The sequence below is a fragment of the Klebsiella sp. GG_Kp173 genome, assembly GCF_040062415.1.
Lineage (GTDB): Bacteria > Pseudomonadota > Gammaproteobacteria > Enterobacterales > Enterobacteriaceae > Klebsiella > Klebsiella quasipneumoniae.
The window spans coordinates 1-19,170 of sequence record NZ_JBEAFZ010000034.1 but is presented as its reverse complement, the minus strand read 5'-3'; the positions used below and the strand labels follow the sequence as shown (position 1 = coordinate 19,170).

20 protein-coding genes are annotated in these 19,170 nt (G+C 62.3%); 4 read left to right on the top strand and 16 right to left on the bottom strand.

All coding sequences use genetic code 11. The features are described 5' to 3' along the window. Positions 1–226: 226 nt before the first annotated feature. The 9 genes from ABLU50_RS15145 to ABLU50_RS15105 are packed head-to-tail and all read right to left on the bottom strand — an operon-like array spanning position 227 to position 7,081. Positions 227–1,186 carry a DUF523 and DUF1722 domain-containing protein gene (locus ABLU50_RS15145; RefSeq protein ID WP_087832970.1) on the bottom strand — a complete coding sequence of 320 codons (960 nt, stop codon included), beginning with the start codon at positions 1,184–1,186 and terminating at the stop codon, positions 227–229. Next, complete coding sequence (locus tag ABLU50_RS15140; protein ID WP_049003924.1) at positions 1,183–1,734, bottom strand: DUF3833 domain-containing protein; 552 nt, start codon at positions 1,732–1,734, stop codon at positions 1,183–1,185. Before ABLU50_RS15140 ends, ABLU50_RS15145 begins: the two co-directional genes overlap by 4 nt. Beyond that, complete coding sequence (locus tag ABLU50_RS15135) at positions 1,731–2,255, bottom strand: hypothetical protein (RefSeq protein ID WP_064151190.1); 525 nt, start codon at positions 2,253–2,255, stop codon at positions 1,731–1,733. Before ABLU50_RS15135 ends, ABLU50_RS15140 begins: the two co-directional genes overlap by 4 nt. Then, complete coding sequence (locus ABLU50_RS15130; protein ID WP_049115223.1) at positions 2,252–2,737, bottom strand: DUF2878 domain-containing protein; 486 nt, start codon at positions 2,735–2,737, stop codon at positions 2,252–2,254. Before ABLU50_RS15130 ends, ABLU50_RS15135 begins: the two co-directional genes overlap by 4 nt. Further along, on the bottom strand, positions 2,734–3,954 hold the full coding sequence (locus ABLU50_RS15125; RefSeq protein WP_087832971.1) for a cyclopropane-fatty-acyl-phospholipid synthase family protein: 1,221 nt from the start codon (positions 3,952–3,954) through the stop codon (positions 2,734–2,736). The genes ABLU50_RS15130 and ABLU50_RS15125 overlap by 4 nt, the downstream gene beginning before the upstream one ends. Then, positions 3,951–4,673, bottom strand: a complete 723-nt coding sequence (locus ABLU50_RS15120; protein ID WP_004178444.1) for a DUF1365 domain-containing protein — start codon at positions 4,671–4,673, stop codon at positions 3,951–3,953. Before ABLU50_RS15120 ends, ABLU50_RS15125 begins: the two co-directional genes overlap by 4 nt. 1 nt (position 4,674) lies before the next feature. Further along, complete coding sequence (locus ABLU50_RS15115) at positions 4,675–5,934, bottom strand: FAD-dependent oxidoreductase (RefSeq protein WP_023319629.1); 1,260 nt, start codon at positions 5,932–5,934, stop codon at positions 4,675–4,677. Beyond that, positions 5,931–6,650, bottom strand: coding sequence for an SDR family NAD(P)-dependent oxidoreductase (locus ABLU50_RS15110; protein WP_017900889.1), 720 nt, complete (start codon positions 6,648–6,650; stop codon positions 5,931–5,933). Before ABLU50_RS15110 ends, ABLU50_RS15115 begins: the two co-directional genes overlap by 4 nt. Beyond that, positions 6,647–7,081, bottom strand: coding sequence for a nuclear transport factor 2 family protein (locus ABLU50_RS15105; protein ID WP_016946719.1), 435 nt, complete (start codon positions 7,079–7,081; stop codon positions 6,647–6,649). Before ABLU50_RS15105 ends, ABLU50_RS15110 begins: the two co-directional genes overlap by 4 nt. Between ABLU50_RS15105 and ABLU50_RS15100 the strand changes: the two genes are divergently transcribed. Next, positions 7,080–7,298 carry a hypothetical protein gene (locus tag ABLU50_RS15100; protein ID WP_140414669.1) on the top strand — a complete coding sequence of 73 codons (219 nt, stop codon included), beginning with the start codon at positions 7,080–7,082 and terminating at the stop codon, positions 7,296–7,298. The two genes, ABLU50_RS15105 and ABLU50_RS15100, sit on opposite strands and share 2 nt — an antisense overlap. A gap of 14 nt (positions 7,299–7,312) precedes the next feature. Here ABLU50_RS15100 and ABLU50_RS15095 read toward each other — a convergent pair whose 3' ends face one another. Beyond that, positions 7,313–8,041: a MerR family transcriptional regulator gene (locus ABLU50_RS15095; protein WP_004206722.1), complete on the bottom strand. Its 729-nt coding sequence runs from the start codon at positions 8,039–8,041 to the stop codon at positions 7,313–7,315. Between the two features lie 117 nt (positions 8,042–8,158). Between ABLU50_RS15095 and ABLU50_RS15090 the strand changes: the two genes are divergently transcribed. Continuing rightward, positions 8,159–8,692 (top strand): lipocalin family protein, encoded by a 534-nt coding sequence (locus ABLU50_RS15090; protein ID WP_002887259.1) that lies wholly within the window; start codon positions 8,159–8,161, stop codon positions 8,690–8,692. Positions 8,693–8,701: 9 nt separating this feature from the next. On the opposite strand, the gene ABLU50_RS15085 is transcribed toward ABLU50_RS15090, so the two are convergent. The 5 genes from ABLU50_RS15085 to ABLU50_RS15065 form a co-directional block, all read right to left on the bottom strand. Continuing rightward, positions 8,702–9,049: a DUF1294 domain-containing protein gene (locus tag ABLU50_RS15085; protein WP_087832972.1), complete on the bottom strand. Its 348-nt coding sequence runs from the start codon at positions 9,047–9,049 to the stop codon at positions 8,702–8,704. A gap of 72 nt (positions 9,050–9,121) precedes the next feature. Then, positions 9,122–12,271: a CusA/CzcA family heavy metal efflux RND transporter gene (locus ABLU50_RS15080; RefSeq protein ID WP_087832973.1), complete on the bottom strand. Its 3,150-nt coding sequence runs from the start codon at positions 12,269–12,271 to the stop codon at positions 9,122–9,124. A gap of 11 nt (positions 12,272–12,282) precedes the next feature. Beyond that, on the bottom strand, positions 12,283–13,554 hold the full coding sequence (locus ABLU50_RS15075; protein WP_087832974.1) for an efflux RND transporter periplasmic adaptor subunit: 1,272 nt from the start codon (positions 13,552–13,554) through the stop codon (positions 12,283–12,285). A 44-nt stretch (positions 13,555–13,598) separates the two neighbouring features. Next, a complete protein-coding gene (gene cusF / locus ABLU50_RS15070; protein ID WP_017900885.1) occupies positions 13,599–13,943 on the bottom strand; it encodes a cation efflux system protein CusF in 345 nt (114 codons plus the stop codon). 17 nt (positions 13,944–13,960) lie between these two features. Then, positions 13,961–15,346 carry an efflux transporter outer membrane subunit gene (locus ABLU50_RS15065; protein ID WP_087832977.1) on the bottom strand — a complete coding sequence of 462 codons (1,386 nt, stop codon included), beginning with the start codon at positions 15,344–15,346 and terminating at the stop codon, positions 13,961–13,963. A gap of 172 nt (positions 15,347–15,518) precedes the next feature. Between ABLU50_RS15065 and cusR the strand changes: the two genes are divergently transcribed. Further along, positions 15,519–16,202 carry a copper response regulator transcription factor CusR gene (gene cusR, locus ABLU50_RS15060; RefSeq protein ID WP_004206716.1) on the top strand — a complete coding sequence of 228 codons (684 nt, stop codon included), beginning with the start codon at positions 15,519–15,521 and terminating at the stop codon, positions 16,200–16,202. Then, complete coding sequence (locus tag ABLU50_RS15055) at positions 16,192–17,631, top strand: Cu(+)/Ag(+) sensor histidine kinase (RefSeq protein ID WP_087832975.1); 1,440 nt, start codon at positions 16,192–16,194, stop codon at positions 17,629–17,631. Before cusR ends, ABLU50_RS15055 begins: the two co-directional genes overlap by 11 nt. Positions 17,632–17,688: 57 nt before the next feature. On the opposite strand, the gene ABLU50_RS15050 is transcribed toward ABLU50_RS15055, so the two are convergent. Next, complete coding sequence (locus ABLU50_RS15050; protein ID WP_004206713.1) at positions 17,689–18,810, bottom strand: cupin domain-containing protein; 1,122 nt, start codon at positions 18,808–18,810, stop codon at positions 17,689–17,691. Positions 18,811–19,170 lie beyond the last annotated feature (360 nt).

Below are 19,170 nucleotides of genomic sequence, written 5' to 3'. Positions count from 1 at the left end.
GATTCGCTGAACGTCGGCGGGATGTTTGAGGCGTGGTTCTGATGCGATAGCGTTGCCGAAGGAGCGTTCCCGGCTGGCGCTACGCTTGGCCGGGCTACAACTGGTGCGCTCCATTTATGCCGGATGGCGGCATACATGCCTTATCCGGCCTACGATCCCTCACACAGGCTCACACCCCCCAGGCCCGCGCAAGCGCAGCGCCGCCGGGCAGCTGGCCCATCCCCCCTCAGTTCACCGTCAGGCGCAGAGCCAGATCCTGCGGATAGGGGTCAAAATAGTTCTGCGCCTGCAGGTAGCGATCCGGATACTCGGCCAGATAGTGCTTAAGCAGCGTCAGCGGCGCGAGGATCGGCAGCAGCCCGGCGCGATAATTCAGGATCACCTCCCGCAGCTCGCCGCGCTGGCGGCTGTTCAGCTGGTCGCGGAAATAACCCTGAATATGCATCAGCACGTTGGTGTGGTTTTTCCGCGAGGCGGGCCGCTTGAGGATCGCCATCAGCTTCTCACGGTAGACCTCGAAGAAAGCCTCCAGATCCTCCCATTCATGCAGCGAGGCGACGAACGGGCCGATCTCGCGGTAGCCCGCCTGGTGGTGAGCCAGCAGCTGCAGCTTGTAGCGGCTGTGAAAGGCCAGCAGGCCGTGGCGGGTCAGGCCGCGGGCGCGCAGGGCGTTGAGTTCATGCAGGGCGAAAACGCGCTCGACAAAGTTCTCCCGCAGCAGCGGATCGTGCAGCCGGCCATCCTCTTCCACCGGCAGCCACGGGTAGCGCGCCATCAGGGCGCCGGTAAACAGCCCCACGCCTTCCTTACGCCCGCGATTGCCTTTTTCGTCATACAGCCGCACGCGCTCCATCCCGCAGCTCGGCGATTTGGCGCAGACGATAAAGCCCGACAGCTCGCCCAGAGTTGCCAGATGGGCGTTGGCAAAATCGGCCATCTTCTCCGTCACATCCTCGTGCGGGGCTTGGCTGAAGCGCATGCGGATCTCCCCGACCGGAGTCTGCACCAGGCGGAGCGCCGGGCGGGGTACGGGCAGGCCGATCGCCATCTCCGGGCAGACGGGCTTAAACGCCACCCACTGCGCGAGCTCATCCATCACAAAGCCCATACGCTTATGCCCGCCGTCGAATCGCACGGCTGAGCCGGTTAAACATCCGCTGATCCCAATGACAGGTTGCGTGTTCATGGCGCTGTCCTCTCTTCTGCTGTGGTTCGGGTAAAGAAAAGGGTCACGGTGGCGACCGTAATGCCGAATTTCTTCATCTCGGTTTTGTTAAACAAATGGCTGCCGTCCTGCAGGTACATCCAGTCGTCAAACTGCAGTAGCCACCGGCTGCCGCTGGCCTCGACGTTCATGCTGTAGCGCCAGTGAAAGGCATTGCCTGCCGCCTGGCCGCTGGCCACGCCTTCGATATCCCCGGCGGTGCCCTGATAACGGTTATCGCCGGTGCGGCGAATGCGCCATACCCGCTGCTGCTTCTCGCCATCGTCATAGACAAAGCGCTCATGGAGCGTCAGGGTATCGCCGACGACGTCGCCATCGATCTCAACATGGAAGCGGCGCAGCTGTTTGCCGTTGCGATCCTGCACCATCCCCCACGCCTCGGTTCGCCCCTGAAAATAGTGAAAGATGTCGAGGGCGGGCTGCTGCTGCCGGTATTCGGTGACCTCGGTACTGCAGCCGGCGAGCATCAGCATCAGCAGCGCCAGGCCAAGGGTCAGAATGCGTTTCATGGTGTACCTCCGATCAACTGCTGACGCAGTTCGGGATAAGTGGTGCGTGGATCGAGCCAGATGGCGAGAAAGCGGGTGCTGAACGCCGCCGACTGGCGCGGGCCGAGCGGGGTAAAGGCGGTCTGTGCGGCGCTGGCGCGGTACCAGAACTGCCCCTCGCCGCCGCGGACCACGAACGCCAGCTGGCTGCCCGGCGCGACGTCCGGCCAGAGCCCCTGCAGCATGCGCAGCCAGGCTTCGCTGCGTGGCTCCTGCTGCAGAATACCCTGCGCCTGCCACTGGTCGCGGGTGGCGTCCACCAGCGCCTCGCGATCGATGTCGCGCTGGTAGGTGATGATCAGCGCCCGATCCTGCTGCGGGCCGTCATACCGACCATTGGGCGTGCGCAGCTGTGAGTGATAGACGGTGAACGGCCCCCAGGTGAGGGTCGCCTCGCCGACGCGGCGCCACGCCAGCCAGTCGGCGGCGTGGGCCGCCGGGGCGAGGGCGGTCAGCCATAGTAGTAACAGGGCGAATCTCATTTTTGCCTCCCCATCCCCAGATGGAACAGCAGCATGATCACCAGCCAGCCGCAGGCCATGGCGGCCACGGCAAGCGCCGTCGGCACCAGCAGGGTCATGGCTCCGAGGCGAGCGCCGATCAGGTAGGCCACCGGGCCGCCGAGGGTCGCCGCCGTAGCCAGCACCCAGCCGGGAAGCGTCGCGGCGCGGGTCAGTCGGGTCCAGACGACGGCGAACATCAGCCACAGGGCCACCATCCACAGGGGCAGCAGGCTGTCGCCGGGAAAATCAATCAGCCCCGCCAGCGCCCAGCAGGCGTCCAGCCCGCAGCCCGCCGCGGCCAGCAGCAGGGCGGGCGGACGACTGGTCGCCGGCAACCGCAGCCAGGCGAACAGCGCCAGCGTCAGCCAGATCAGCAGGCCGCGCTCGCGCAACATCACCACCAGCGTCCAGTAAACATCGAACGCGAGTGCCATCAGCAAGTGCTGCGCCGGGCGTGTCATACCCGCTCCGCGGTGAGCTGCACCACGCTGATGGTGCGGGCGTTAAATCCGGCTTCGCAATAGCCAAAGTAGTAGAGCCACATCCGGCGGAAGCGCTCATCAAAGCCGAGCTTTTCAATATCCTGCCAGGCGTGGGTAAAACGCTGCCGCCAGTGCGCCAGGGTGCGGGCATAGTCCGGGCCCATGTCGAACAGGTTGCGCACCACAAAATCGGTATGGCGGGTCATCAGCTCGCTCATTGCCGTGATGCTGGGCAAAAAGCCGCCCGGGAAGATGTAGCGCTGGATAAAATCGACGCTTTTGCTGTAGTCGCGATAGCGCTGATCCTGAATGGTGATCGCCTGCAGGGCCATTTTACCGCCCGGGCGCAGGCGCGCCTGGCAGGTGCGGAAGAAGGCCGGGAGGTAGCGCTGGCCCACCGCCTCAATCATCTCCACCGACACCAGTTTGTCGTACTCGCCGCGCAGATCGCGGTAGTCGCAGAGCAGCACCTCGACGCGATCCTGCAGCCCGGCGCGGGCCATGCGCTCGGTAGCCCAGCGGTGCTGCTCCCGGGAAAGGGTGGTAGTCGTGACCCGGCAACCGTAATGGCGGGCGGCGTACTCGGCCAGCGCCCCCCAGCCGGTGCCAATCTCCAGCAGATGATCGCCGGGGTTGAGCGCCAGCTGGTCGCACAGACGCGCCATCTTGGCCCGCTGGGCCTGGGTCAGATCCTGCTCGTCGTCGGTAAACAGCGCGCTGGAGTAGAGCAGGTCGTCATCCAGAAAGTGGGCATAAAATTCGTTGCCGAGGTCGTAATGGGCGGCAATGTTCTCCCGCGCCTGGGCGCGGGTGTTGCGTCGAGTCCAGTGGCGCAGGCGGGCGACAGGCTTACCCAGCAGACGAAAGCCGCGCTCCAGACGCCCCAGCACCTCGCCGTTGCGCGCGAGGATCTGCAACAGCGCCGTCAGCTGGTGGCTCTCCCAGTCGCCGTCTATCCAGGCCTCGGCCGCCGCGAGACTGCCGCCGGTTAGCAGACGCCAGTACACCTCCGGCGTGCAGACCCGCGCCTCAGCGCGCAGCGCGGCGGCGGGGTCGCCAAAATGAAAAGTCTGCGCCCCTTCGCGCACGGTGAGCGAGCCTTCGCGGAGGCCGCTCAACAGACGAAAGAGCAGCCAGCGCGCGAGCCGCACGTTGCGCGGCACATCGGGTTCAAGCGCAAAGACGGGATCGGTCATGAGCGTTCACTCCTGCTGACAGGATGGTTGTACAGCGGCACGCGCTTCAGCCACAGCCGCAGCGCCTGCCAGTAGATGGCGAGGACGGTTTTCAGGGTCATCATCGGCAGACGCAGCAGCAGCCCGCGCAGGTTGGCGCGGGTTAACGGCACGCGGCTCAGGGCCAGCGTGGCGTCGAACACCTTGCTGGCCTGATGGTTTTCAATGTGCATGTGCAGCGTTTTGCCCGGTGCGTTGAAGCGCCAGTGATAGACCATGTCCATCGGGTTAAACGGCGAAACGTGAAAGGCTTTCTCCAGCGGGCGCGCCTGCTGGCCGTCCACCGCGTAGTAATGACGCTCATTCCATGGCGTGTTGCGCACTTCGGCCAGCACCCAGCGCAGGGTGTCGGCCTCGTCATAGCAGTAGTAAAAGTTGACCGGATTAAAATGGAAGCCGAAGTAGCGCAGCTGGGTCAGGAGCATCACGCGGCCTGCCGGACGGCAGCCGGTCAGGCTCTCCAGCCGGTTCAGCACCTGGGCCTTCAGCGGCGCGCCCAGCGGATAATCGGCGTCGTACCAGGCGGCGGCGGCCAGGCGGTTGCGACGGATGCCCGCCTCAGGCAGCCTGTCCAGTTCGTCGAGGTCAAGCCAGGCCATAAACAGGCGGTAGACGAAGTGGTGCGCCTTCGGCTGCAGGCGACGGTGGCGCAGGACGCCCTGATAGAGGCAGCTGTTCATTTCAGTTGTCCTCCGCCGCGGCGATGCCCTGCACCACGTCGAGCGCACTGCGCACCCCGTCCTCATGAAAGCCGTTGTACCAGTAGGCCCCGCAGTACCAGCTCCGCTGCTGACCGTTAATCTCTTCGCGCCGCAGCTGGGCCGACCAGCTTTGCGGGTTAAACAGCGGATGCTCATAGACGAAGCGCTGCCAGACATAGCGATCGTCCACTGGCGCGTCCGGGTTCAGAGTGACGCAGAACAGGGGGGCGCCCGCAGGCAGCCCCTGGAGAATATTCATGTTGTAGGTGACGCAGGCCCGGGCCAAATCCCCGTCGCTCAGGCGATAGTTCCAGCTGGCCCAGGCGCGCTGGCGCTCCGGCAGCCAGCGCGGATCGCTGTGCAGCACCACCTCGTTGCGCTGCCAGCCGATATCCCCCAGCACCTCACGCTCGGCGTCGGTGGGCGCCGCCAGCATCGCCAGCGCCTGCGCGGAGTGGCAGGCGAAGATCACCTGGTCAAAATGCGCCTCCCCGGACGCCAGCCGCAGGATAACTCCCGCCGGGTGGCGCTCCACCTGCTGCACCGGCGCGTTGAGCCGCAGGTCCAGGCGATCGCCGAGCCTGGCGAGCAGGGCGCGGACGTATTCCCGGGAACCGCCGGGCACCACGTACCATTGCGGACGATCGCGAATATCCAGCAGACCGTGGTTTTCAAAGAAGCGCAAAAACAGCGGTAACGGGAAGCGGCGCATCTCCTGCAGCGACGACGACCAGATGGCCGCCCCCATCGGCAGGATATAGTGGCGGGCGAAGAAGGGGCTAAAACGGTGGCGGGAGAGGAAGTTCTCCAGCGTCGCGCCCGGATCCAGCGCCTCGGTCAGCGCCAGTTTTGCCAGTCGGTTGAAGCGGACGATCTCGCTCAGCAGCCCCCAGAAGGCCGGCTTCAGCAGATTGCGTCGCTGGGCGAAGAGCGAGGTCAGGCTGTGGCCGTTGTACTCCAGGCCGCTGGCCGGGTTGTGGACCGAGAAGCTCATCTGCGTTTTTTGCCCGTCGATCCCCAGCTCGCTGAGCAGGCCCATAAAGCGCGGATAGGTGCGATCGTTGTAGACGATAAATCCGGTATCGATGGCCCAGGTGCCCTGCGGCGTGGTGACATCCACGGTGGCGGTGTGGCCGCCCGGCGTGGCGCCCGCTTCGAACAGCGTCACCTGATGGTGTCCGGCCAGCCGCCAGGCGCAGGTCAGCCCGGCGATGCCGCTGCCGATGATGGCGATGTTCATGAGCGCACCATCCTGCGCAACAGCAGGCGCTGCATACCTGACGGCAGGCTGGCCAGCAGCCGCAGGGCCAGGCTGAAACCGGTGGGGAAGGCGATGTGGTTTTTTCCCTTCGCCAGGCCGTGACGGATCGCCGCCACCGCCCGATCCACGCTCACCCGGCCGGGCATGGCAAAGTCGTTTTTGCGCGTAAGCGGGGTGTCGACGAAGCCTGGAGAGACCACCGTGACGGCGACCCCTTTCGGCTCCCAGTCAAGACGCAGGCTGTTGGCAAACCAGGTCAGCGCCGCCTTGGAGGCGCCATAGGCTTCCGCGCGCGGGAAGGGCAGCCAGTGCGCCATGGAGCTGACCAGCACCACCCGATCGCCAGCCTCCAGCTGCGTCTGCAGCGCCGCCAGGCAGTTCACCGGCCCAAGGAAGTTGGTGGCCATCACCCGCTCCACGAGGGCGGCATCCACCTGTCCGTGATCGAGGTATTCGCAGGTGCCGGCGCAGAGAATGATCAGGTCGGCAAAACAGCCCGTCAGCGCCTGGCGACAGGCGTCCCTGTCTGTCATATCGAACAGGCGCGCGCTGATATTGGGGCTGAACTGCTGCAGCGCCGTCAGGCGCGACGCATCGCGCCCGCAGGCGATGACCAGGTGGCCATCCGCCGCGAAGGATTTCGCCAGGCCGGCTCCAATCCCGGAGCTGGCGCCGGTGATAAGCACCGTCATCATGAGCGCACCCTCCGTTTCACGCCGCGTACCGCCCAGCCCAGCAGGGGAAGATGCTCGTAGATCATCTCCCCGGCGTCGTAGTAGTCGCGTTGATGGAGGATCTGCTCCCCGGCGATGTCCACCACCGAGCAGCCCGGCAGGGCTAGCGTTTCTCCGCCGGCAATGCGCGGATGCGACCAGTGCATGGTCCAGGTCACGGCGAACCGCTGACCGTCGCAGAGCGGCGTGTCGATGGTGAACCGGCACTGCTCCACGTTGGCCAGCAGATGGGTAAAGTAGCGCTGGATGGCGAACAGCCCCTGGTGCTGACCAAAAGGATCGCTCAGCGTCGCGTCCGGATGGTACAGCGCGGCCAGCGCCGAGGGCGGCTGCGCATCCAGCCCGGCGTAGTACTCAACGAAACGACGAATCACGGACGGCGAGGTGCTCATGGATCACATCCTGGCTAAACACGGTGGCGTAATGGCATACTTAAAACTTACACAAATAAAATTATTTGTCCAAGTTTGTGGAAAAATATATTTTATTTGTGTTAAAAATCATATTGTTATGATTGGTGTTTTAAAGGGTGAAAATCACGCGTGGCGCAAAGGGCAAGCGTGCGCCCGCCGCACCACCGGGCGCTGGCGGAACAGAGCTTGGAGGTAAGTGAAAACAGGGGGTTAGAGCGGGATCACCTCGAGGGAGACGACCTGCTGCTGCCAGAGTTCGATCTGCCTCTGACGAGCGGCGGAGAGTTTACCGCTGGTGACCAGCAGCCAGTTGCGCTGGGGAAAAATTTCCGGCGCCAGGGCGGCAGGAGGCACCGGCAGGACGTCGATGCGATGACCCTGGCCGGTACGCTTGAGCGCCTCAAGCCAGATTTCGCAGGCGTCGGTCAGGTGCCAGCCGGTGATCAGAAAGTTATCCCCGGGCGCCTTCTTATCGCCTTCGAGGCAAAACGAGGTGTAGGCGATGATGATGCCGTCGAGGATTTCGCGCAGGGTCATGATGGCCGGCACGTTGGCAGAGACCTGGCTGCGCAGCGGACGCAGCACCTCGGTCACCAGCTCCTGACGCGGATATTCGCGCCCGGCATCATAGATAAGCTGGCGCAGGGACTCGATTTTTCCCTCTTTCAGCCGCTGCAGCATGGTCTCCTGCAGCGTCAGCCAGTTGTTAGTGCGCCGCGCGCCGGGGCGCGACAGCAGGGGCTTCACCTGGCTAACCGGCACCCCTTTTTTCACCCAGTCGAGGATCTTCAGCGCCTGCTGGACGTCGTCATCGCTGTACAGACGGTGTCCACCATCGGTGCGCAGCGGCTTAAGCAGGCCGTAGCGGCGCTGCCAGGCGCGAAGCGTGGTCGCATTTATCCCGCAAAGTCGGGCAAATTCGCCGATGGAGTAAGGCATGGAGGCCACCTGTTAACAAAGAATATTCTCAATATACTACGAATCACGTCGGCTGGCGTGAAGTGTAGCGGCTTTGCACTACACTTTCCCCCAACCGCGTAAATGAAAGGAGTTCTCATGAAGCTATGGCCTGTTGTCACTGGCGTCGCTATCGCGTTGACCCTCGTGGCCTGCAAATCGCCCACCCCGCCGAAGGGCGTACAGCCGATTAGCGGGTTTGACGCCAGTCGTTATCTCGGAAAATGGTATGAGGTCGCTCGCCTGGAGAATCGCTTCGAGCGAGGCCTGGAGCAGGTGACCGCCACCTACGGCGCCCGCAGCGACGGGGGGATCAGCGTCGTCAATCGCGGTTATGACCCGGTTAAAAAACGCTGGAATGAGAGTGACGGGAAAGCCTATTTCACCGGCGCCCCCACCACCGCGGCGCTGAAGGTGTCGTTCTTCGGGCCATTCTACGGCGGCTATAACGTTATCCGTCTGGACGACGACTACCAGTACGCGCTGGTCAGCGGCCCCAACCGCGACTATCTCTGGATCCTGTCGCGCACCCCCACCATTCCGGCGGCGGTGAAGCAGGATTACCTGAATACCGCGCGCGAGCTGGGCTTTGACGTCGATCGCCTGGTGTGGATCCGCCAGACGCCGCGCTAGCCTCGCCCCTTAGCGGCTGAGCAGGTGGGTATAAACCACGTACAGCCCGGCCAGCGCCGCCAAGTTCAGCGCCACGCTGATGAAAAACCACGTCCGGAAGGGCTGCTTTTGCGTTTTATGACGAAAGCACTGCTGGCCGAGGATGGCCCCCGGCCAGCCTCCCACCAGGCCCAGCACCAGCAGCGTGGTTTCCGGCACCCGGCGCCAGGCTTTGCGTGCCGCCAGCTTGTCGGCGCCATAGATAAGCCATGTCAGAAGGCTGCTCAGTAAAAACCACATCGCCAGCGGGTAGGGCAGCAGGGCGCTGCCCACGGCGGTGAGCAGCAGCAGGGAATAACATACCAGGTTCAGATTCATAGGGACGTTCATGCCGGCCAGAAGAATGGCGCCACTATAGCCAATTTCCCGGACCGGCGTAAACGCGGCGGGCTATCGGCCGCACTTGCCCCGATGCCGGAACAGCCACATCAGCTTATACGCCGCCGGAATAATAAACAGTGACAGCAGCGGGGCGGTGATCATTCCGCCAATCATCGGCGCGGCGATGCGGCTCATCACCTCCGACCCGGCGCCGGTGCCCCACAAAATCGGCAACAGGCCGGCGATAATCACCGCCACGGTCATCGCCTTCGGCCGCACGCGCAGCACCGCCCCCTGATACAGCGCCTCGTCGAGCTTATCGACGCTGAAGGTACGCGGGTTCTCCAGCGATGGCTCGGCCTCGATGGCGTGGCGCAGGTACATCAGCATCACCACGCCAAACTCCGCGGCCACCCCGGCCAGGGCGATAAAGCCGGTGCCGGTGGCTACCGACAGATGGAACCCCATCCAGTAGAGAAACCAGATCCCGCCCACAAGGGCGAACGGCACGCTGGTGATGATCAGCAGCGCCTCGCCGACGCGGCGGAACGCCAGGTACAGCAGCACAAAGATAATCATCAGCGTCATCGGCACCATCAGCTTCAGCTTCTGATTGGCGCGCTCCAGCAGCTCAAACTGCCCGGAATACGACACGCTGATGCCCGGCTTCAGCTTCACCGCTTTACCGATGGCCTGCTGCAGATCGTGCACCACTGACACCATGTCACGGTCTCGGGCGTCGATGTAGATCCAGCTGGTGGGGCGGGCGTTCTCGGTCTTCAGCATCGATGGCCCGCTGACCACCTTCACCTCGGCGACGTCGCTGAGGACGATCTGCTGCTTCAGCGGGGTGAGAATCGGCAGCTGGCGCAGGGTCTGCGGGCTGTCGCGATAGCTCTGCGGGTAGCGGATGTTGATTGGATAGCGCTCGACGCCCTCCACCGTTTCGCCGACCATCGCCCCGCCGATAGCGGACGAGACGAACAGCTGCACGTCGCCGACGGTCATGCCGTAGCGGGCCGCCTTGTCACGCTGGATATCAATGTCGAGGTAGCGCCCGCCCACCAGCCGCTCGGCTAACGCTGACGTGACCCCCGGCACGCTGCGCGCCACCACCTCAATTTGCCCGGCGATGGCGTCGATATCGGCCAGGTTAGTGCCGGAAACCTTAATGCCGATCGGGCTCTTGATGCCGGTGGAGAGCATGTCGATGCGGTTGCGGATCGGCGGCACCCACAGGTTCGCCAGCCCCGGCAGGCGCACGGTCTTGTCCAGTTCGTCGACGATCTTCTCCATGGTCATCCCCGGCCGCCACTGATCCTGCGGCTTGAGCTGAATGGTGGTCTCCACCATCTCCAGCGGCGCGGAGTCGGTAGCGGTGTCTGCCTTACCCGTTTTGCCGAACACCCGCGCCACCTCCGGCACCGTCATGATCAGCTTGTCGGTCTTCTGCAGCATATCCGCCGCCTGCGAGGCGGAGATCCCCGGCAGCGTTGACGGCATATACAGCAGATCGCCCTCGTTGATCTGCGGCAGAAACTCCCCGCCGATCCGGTTAAGCGGCCAGACAACCGTCAGGATCGACAGGAGCGCGATCAGCAGGGTGGTCTTCGGCCAGTGCAGCACCTTCAGCAGCAGCGGGTGATAAATGCGGATCAAAAAGCGGTTCAGCGGGTTGCTGCTCTCCGCCGGGATCCTGCCGCGGATCCAGAAGCCCATCAGGATCGGGATCACCATGATCGCCAGCAGCGCCGCCCCGGCCATCGACCAGGTTTTGGTGAAGGCCAGCGGGCCGAACAGTTTGCCCTCCTGGCCTTCGAGGGTGAAAATGGGGATAAACGACAGGGTGATGATCAGCAGGCTGATAAACAGCGCCGGGCCAACCTCCACCGAGGCGTCGGTAATGATTTTCCAGCGCCTGTCGTTGCCGAGCTTCTCTCCCGGATGCTGATGCGCCCACTCCTCCAGCCGCTTGTGGGCGTTCTCAATCATCACGATGGCGGCATCGACCATCGCTCCCACCGCAATGGCGATCCCGCCCAGCGACATGATGTTGGCGTTGAGTCCCTGGAAATGCATCATGATAAAGGCGAAGCACAGGCCGAGCGGCAGGGAGATAATCGCCACCAGCGCCGAGCGCACGTGCCACAGGAACAGGGCGCAGACCAGGGCGACGACGATAAACTCTTCCAGCAGTTTGTGGCTGAGGTTGTCGATGGCGCGGTCGATAAGCTGGCTGCGGTCGTAAGTGGTAACCACTTCAACCCCTTCCGGCAGGCTGCTTTGCAGCGACGCCAGTTTTTCTTTGACCGCCGAGATCGCTTCCCGGGCGTTCTTGCCGGAGCGCAGGATCACCACCCCGCCGGCCACTTCGCCTTCGCCGTTCAGTTCGGCGATACCGCGGCGCATCTCCGGGCCGACCTGTACCCGCGCGACGTCGCCGAGATACACCGGCACGCCGTTGTCACCGGTTTTCAGCACAATGTTTTTGAAGTCGTCGAGGGTCTGCAGATAGCCGCTGGCGCGCACCATATATTCGGCTTCCGCCAGTTCGACCGAAGAGCCGCCCGCCTCCTGATTAGAGGCGTCCAGCGCCGATTTCACCTCGCCGAGGCTTATGCCGTACTGGGTCAGCTTCATCGGGTCGACGACAATCTGGTACTCCTTGACCACGCCGCCCACCGAAGCCACTTCCGAGACGTTAGGAATGGTTTTCAGCTCATATTTTAAGAACCAGTCCTGCAGGGACCGCAGTTCGGCGAGGTCGTGCTTGCCGCTGCGGTCGACCAGCGCGTACTCGAAGACCCAGCCGACGCCGGTGGCATCCGGGCCCATTTCGGCGCTCACCCCGGCGGGCAGTTTGCCCTGTACCTGGTTGAGATACTCCAGCACCCGTGAGCGCGCCCAGTAAGGATCGGTGCCGTCTTCAAAAATCACATACACATAAGAGTCGCCAAACTGCGAGAAGCCGCGCACCGTTCTGGCGCCGGGCACCGACAGCATGGTGGTGGTTAGCGGCCAGGTGACCTGGTTTTCGACGATCTGCGGCGCCTGTCCCGGGTAGCTGGTTTTGACGATCACCTGTACGTCGGAGAGATCCGGCAGGGCGTCTACCGGGATGTGGATGATGGTCCAGGTTCCCCAGATGCTGAGGAACAGCGCCGCCATCATCACCAGGAAGCGGTTGGCCACCGAGCGGCGGATAATCCATTCAATCATGGTTCCTTTCCTCAGTGCGCGTGGGCGGCAGGGGCAGCGGCATCCGGGGCCTGCGCGCGCATGCGCTCCAGCGCGCCGGCGATATTGGCCTCCGAGTCGATCAGGAACAGGCCGCTGGCGACCACTTTCTCGCCCTCCTGCAGCCCGCTGCGAATGGCCGTGACGCCATTGGATTCATGGAAAACCTGGACCCGCTTCGGCACGAAGCGGCCCTCGTTATCCACGGTGATTACCCGCTGCTCGCTGCCGCTGTCGATCAGCGCTTTGGAGGGGATCAGCAGCATCGGTTCGCTTTCACTGGTCAGCTGCAGATAGGCGTTCATCCCCGGCTTCAGCGCTTCATCCGGGTTGTTGACCTGCAGGCGCAGCTGCAGGGTGCGGGTGGCGCTATCGACGCTGGGGAGGATCGTCCATTTGCTGATGCGGAAGGTTTTGTCCGGCCAGGCGGGAACCTGAATACTGAACTGCGAGGCGTCTTTGATCAGCCAGGCGATGGACTCGGGGACCGCCACGCTGACCCACACCGGATCCATGCCCTGAATTTTCGCCACCACGTTATCTTTGGCGATGTTCATTCCGGCGCGAAGATCGAAGGCGGTGATCACCCCGTCGATGGGCGCCTTGAGGGTGAAACGGGTCTGGATCTTGCGCGTGGTTTTCAGGCGGCGGATATCGTCGTCCGGCATTCCGGCGAGGCGTAGACGCTCGAGGATCCCCTCGACCTGCGTAGCGGTGCCCCCGGTCTCCTGCAATAAAAGATATTCGCTCTGCGCTTCCACCCAGTCCGGGATGGTCAGTTCCAGCAGCGGCGTACCTTGTTGCACTTTGTCGCCGACGGTCAGGGGATAGACTTTATTAATAAAGCCCGCCGCCCGCGCCTGCATAATCACGTACTGGTACTCGTTGTAGCTGATGTTGGCCGGGAAGGTCTGGGCGTAGCGCAGCGGCCCGCGGGTGACGGCGGCGGTTTTCACGCCAAGATTCTGGGTCTGCGTCGGGTCGATACGCACCCCCGGTGCTCCGGCGGCGGCACTCTCCTCATCGGCGTATTTCGGCACCAGGTCCATATCCATAAACGGCGATTTACCCGGTTTATCAAAGCGGGTGTTCGGGTACATCGGATCGTACCAGAACAGCACTTTACGTTGCTGCTCGGCCGTCGGGGCGGCTGCGGCAGCGTCGTGGGGCGCCGCAGTCCGGGTATACAGCGCTGCGGTGAGCGCGCCGCCGATCGCCATGCTGCCGAGGATCAGCGCCGTGTTTTTCAGTGTCAGGGATGCCATGTGTTGTCCATTCCGTCGTTGAGAGGCTTGCCGTCGCCGGGCCATTAGTGGGCGCGAATATCCTGCAGCAGCGACAGGTTGCCCTGCTGAACGAAGGTGAAGTCCACGCTGTCGCCGTCCTTCACATTGTTGAGCTGGGTCTGCGGGGTGATGGTGAAGCGCATGGTCATCGGCGGCCAGTTCACGGCCGGGATGGCTTCGTGGGCGATGGTGATTTTTTTGCTATCCATATCAATGGCTTTAATGACCCCTTTGCCGCTGATGCTTTGCGTCTGCGCGGCGGCGGGCTGTTCGTGCATCGCCATGCCGGCGTGCGGGTCGGCAGCCTGGACGGCGAACACCGCGCCAGAAATCAGAGTGAACAGGGCGACTTTAGACAGTGAATTCATGATCGGGACTCCTTGGGTTATTCCATCCAGCCGCCGCCGAGGGCGGTGAACAGGGTGATTTCATTTGCCTGACGGGAATAGTTGAGTTCCAGCAGGGTTTGTCGGGTGGTGAAAATATCGCGCTGGGCGTTCAGCACTTCGATGTAGCTGACCGCGCCGTGGCGATAGAGCGCGGTGGCGCGCTGCAGGGTGATATTCAGTGACGCGAGATAGCGCTCCTGTGCGGCAATTTGAGCGGCCAGGCTCTGGCGCAGGGCCAGCGCGTCGGCTACCTCTTTAAAGGCGGACTGGATTTTTTGCTCGTAGTTGACCACCTGCTGCTGCTGACGGATCTCCGCCAGATCGAGGTTGGCCTGATTGCGCCCGGCGTTGAAAATCGGTATGTCGATTTTGGGGATGAAGTTCCACATCGCGCTGCCGGCGTTAAACAGGCTGGCGAGCTCGCTGCTGCTACCGGAGAGCGAGCTGGTCAGGGTGATCGACGGAAAGAAGGCCGCCCGCGCGGCGCCGATGTTGGCGTTGGCCGCCCGCAGGCTGTGTTCGGCCTCTAAAATATCCGGCCGCTGCAGCAGGATCGCTGAGGAGAGCGATGGCGGCAGGGTAACACCTTGCAGATCGACGGCGCTGCTGGCGCTATCGTCCGGCAGAGGTTGATAGCTGCCGAGCAACAGCTGCAGAGCGTTATTAGCCTGCGCCAGCTGGCCCTGCCGTCTGGCGATATCGGCGCGGGTGCTCTCGATCATCCCCCGCGCCTGCTCCAGCGCCAGCACGGTAGTGCTCCCGGTCAGCAGCTGTTTTTCAACGAACGCGTAAGACTGCTGATAGTTTTGCAGGGTATCGTTGGCCACCTGCAGCTGCGCTACCGCCAACCGCTGGTTGAAGTAGCTTTGTGAAACGTTAGCAATCAACAGGATATGCACTGCGCGCCGGGCCTCTTCGCTGGCGAAGAAGTTCTCCCGGTCGGCCTCGCTAAGGTTTTTCAGCCGGCCAAAGAAGTCGAGGTCATAGCTGAGATTCAGGCCGGCAGCGTAATCGCTGCTGGTGGTGGTGTCGCCTTTAAGCTTGCCGACGTAGGTGGTGCTGCCGTCACCGTTCAATTGCGGGTAGCGGTCAGCATCGGTCACCCGATACTGGGCGCGGGCTTCCTGCACTTTCAGCGTCGCCATCCGCAGATCGCGGTTGTTGGTCAGCGCGGTGCCAATCAGGCTTTTCACCTGCGGGTCGACGAAAAAGGTGCGCCAGCCGGTCTCCTGATAGCCCGCGGTTGCGGTCACCAGCTTGTTCTGGCTGAGAGAGAACTGCTGCGGTACCGGCGCGGCGGGGCGCTGGTAGTCCGGAGCGAGCGAGACACAGCCGGTTAAGGCGAGTATCACGCTGAGGGTAAGACGCGTTATTGGGCGCATGGCGGCAGACGTTTTCGACGATTTATCCATGGCGGCTACTTTACGTAGCGGCCTCTGTTCAGGACGTGACAGGAAAATGACAAAGCTGTCATTTTCCTGATATTTCATTGCTATCCGGAGGCGCTCCTCTAAAATTGAATACCCGCACAGAACGCGCGTGAAGGAGCCTGCGGTGAAGATTTTGATTGTCGAAGATGAGAAGAAAACCGGGGAGTACCTGACCAAAGGGCTCACCGAGGCTGGCTTCGTCGTCGACCTGGCCGATAACGGCCTTAACGGCTATCACCTGGCGATGACCGGTGACTATGATCTGCTGATCCTCGACATCATGCTGCCGGACGTGAACGGCTGGGATATCGTGCGCATGCTGCGCGCCGCCGGGAAAGGCATGCCGATCCTGCTGCTTACCGCGTTGGGCACCATTGAGCATCGGGTGAAGGGGCTGGAGCTGGGCGCCGACGACTATCTGGTGAAGCCGTTCGCCTTTGCGGAACTGCTGGCGCGGGTGCGGACGCTGCTGCGCCGCGGAGCGGCGGTTATTGTCGAAAGCCAGTTTCAGGCGGCGGATCTCAGCGTCGATCTGGTCAGCCGTAAGGTGACGCGCGGCGCCACCCGCATCACCCTGACCAGCAAGGAGTTCACTCTGCTGGAGTTCTTCCTGCGCCATCAGGGCGAGGTGCTGCCGCGTTCGCTGATTGCCTCGCAGGTGTGGGATATGAATTTCGACAGCGATACCAACGCGATAGACGTGGCGGTGAAGCGGCTGCGGGCCAAAATCGATAACGACTTCGAGCCGAAGCTGATCCAGACCGTGCGCGGCGTCGGCTATATGCTTGAGGTGCCGGATGGCCGCTAAGCGCCCCTTTTCCCTGGCCACCCGGCTGAGTTTTTTTATTAGCCTCGCCACCATCATCGCCTTCTTTGCCTTCACCTGGATTATGATCCATTCGGTGAAGGCCCACTTTGAAGAGCGCGACGTTCACGATCTCAGGCAGCTCAGTACCACCCTGGAGACGGTCCTCGACCACGCTGACTACCCGCAGGCGCGGCGGCTGGAGATCGTGAAGAATATCATTGCGGGTTACGCCAACGTCTTTATCTGCCTGGACGATGGGCAGGGCAATATTCTGTTCCAGTCGCCCAACGGGCCGGATCTCAGCCATATGCTGAGTACGCCAGGCCTGGCGATGCAGCTGCGCGACGGGAATGTGATTTCATGGACCGACCCGCAGCCGCGGGCAATGGCGCACGATAATCATCAAATGGAGACCCGCGCCTGGCGGCTGATCATGCTGCCGCTGGGCAAGCAGGCGGACGGCAAACCGGCGTACCATCTGCTGATGGCCTTATCCATCGATTTTCACCTGCACTATATTAATGAGCTGAAAGCGAAGCTGATTTCCGCCGCGTCGATAATCAGCCTGCTGATCGTCGCCATCGTGCTGTTTGTGGTCTATCAGGGACATAAACCGATCCGCCAGATCAGCCGGCAGATCCAGAATATTACCTCGCGGGATCTCGACGTGCGCCTTGACCCGCAGGCGGTGCCTATCGAACTGGAGCGGCTCGCGCTCTCCTTTAACCACATGCTGGAGCGGATGGAGGATGTCTTTACCCGTCAGTCGAACTTCTCCGCCGATATCGCCCATGAGATCCGCACGCCGATCACCAACCTGGTGACGCAAACCGAAATCGCCTTAAGCCAGAGCCGCAGCCAGCAGGAGCTGGAAGAGGTGCTCTACTCCAATCTCGAAGAGTTCTCGCGTATGTCGCGGATGGTCAGCGATATGCTGTTCCTCGCCCAGGCCGATAACAACCAGCTGATCCCCGAACAGCGGGAACTGGATCTGGCTGAGGAAGTGCATAAGGTGTTTGAGTTTTTCGAGGCGTGGGCGGAAGAGAAGGCGGTGGCGCTGCGCTTTGTCGGTAGCCACTGCCGGGTGATTGGCGACCCGCTGATGCTGCGGCGGGCGATCAGCAATCTGCTGTCGAACGCGATCCGCTACACCCCGGCTGGCCAGGCGGTGACGATCGCGCTGAGCGAAAGCGCGGAGACGGTCCGCCTGGTGGTGGAGAATCCCGGTACGCCGATTGCCACCGAACATCTGCCGCGGCTGTTTGACCGTTTCTATCGCGTCGACCCCTCGCGCCAGCGCAAAGGGGAGGGCAGCGGCATCGGCCTGGCGATAGTGAAATCCATCGTCAGCGCCCACCACGGCAGCGTGGCGGCGCAGTCCGATCTGCGCTCGACGCGGTTTATTGTAGTATTGCCGAAACAGGTGTAATAACGGCTGAAAGCCAGCGGGCAGCGCCAGGCGGCTGCCCGCAGTATCGCGACTCTCTTACTCTTCGAAGTACCAGTAGCCCTGATTAATCAGCCGCGTCAGTTCGCTCACGAACGCCGGATTCTGCAGGCCGCTGCCGAGCTCTTCCTGACCTAATGAGGTATAGCGGCACAGCGCATCCAGCGCTTCGGCATCGGTGGTGTCCAGCTGTTCGCTATGCACGAAGAAGCTGTCGCCGATATGCAGAACGCGCAGGCCGCTCAGGCGGGAGAGCTTTTCGCCGCCCAGCAGCGCATCGACCACTTCCTCTTCTTCATATGCCGGTTCCGCCGGCGCAATATCCAGCTCGTGACGCGGGGTGGTGACGAAACTGCCGAACCACTGTTTGAAGTCTTCCGGCTGGCGAATCATGTCGATCATCATGCCGCGTAGACGTTCGAGTTCATACTCTTCAACCCGGCCAGGATGCTCGCGGCAGGTGAGGTCCGGATCGCTGTAGTGCTCGCCGCCAAGATCGTTCTCCAGCACATAGTCGGCGAAGCTGCTGATCAGGTCGCGGCCGTTGGGCCCGCGGAAGCCGACGGAGTAGTTCAGCGCGGTTTCGTGGGTGATCCCATCGTGCGGGAAGCCCGGTGGAATATAGAGGATATCGCCCGGCTGCAGATCTTCATCAATGATCGGCGGGAACGGGTCGACGTGCAGCAGTGCCGGATGCGGGCAGAACTGACGCATCGGCAGCTTATCCCCCACGCGCCAGCGGCGGCTGCCCATGCCCTGAATAATAAAGACGTCATATTGATCGATATGCGGCCCGACGCCGCCGCCGGGGACGGAGAAGGAGATCATCAGGTCGTCCAGACGCCAGTCCGGCAGTACGCGGAACGGTCGCACCAGCTCGGCGGCCGGCATATGCCAGTGGTTTACCGCCTGGGCCAGCAGCGACCAGCCGGTCTCGCCCAGGCCGTCGAAATGTTCAAAAGGTCCATTGCTGGCCTGCCATTTACCGTTGGTCAGACTGACCAGCCGGCTGTCGACTTCCGGCTCCATGGCTAATCCGGCCAGCTCGTCCGGGGTAATCGGGTCGACGAAGTCCGGAAACGCGTTTTTTAAAACCACCGGCTGCTTTTGCCAGTATTTCTCTAAAAACTCGGGCCAGTTAATGTTGAGTTGATAAGCCATCGATTATTACCAGTAAGAAGAAACGGGCCTGATTATAGGAAGGGGGGCCGCGCGGGCGCTTTGTCGTGGGTCAAGAGTGGCGCTTAATTCACCATCGGCGCGATAATGGCGTTGGGTAAGAGAGAAAAATCACTTTTTTGCCAAAAAGCGTTCTTCGCGTTAACTACGCTGCAGGCCGCATGAACACTGGGATGGCGGCTTTAATGGTAGGAAGAGGAATAAGCGAAAAGTTCAAATAATGAGCGGTCGATAAGATTTTTCTATTTTAACCCTTGCTACTTCCGGCGAACTCCCTATAATGCGCTCCCACTGACACGGCAGATGTGAATCACTTCACACAAACAGCCGGTTCGGTTGAAG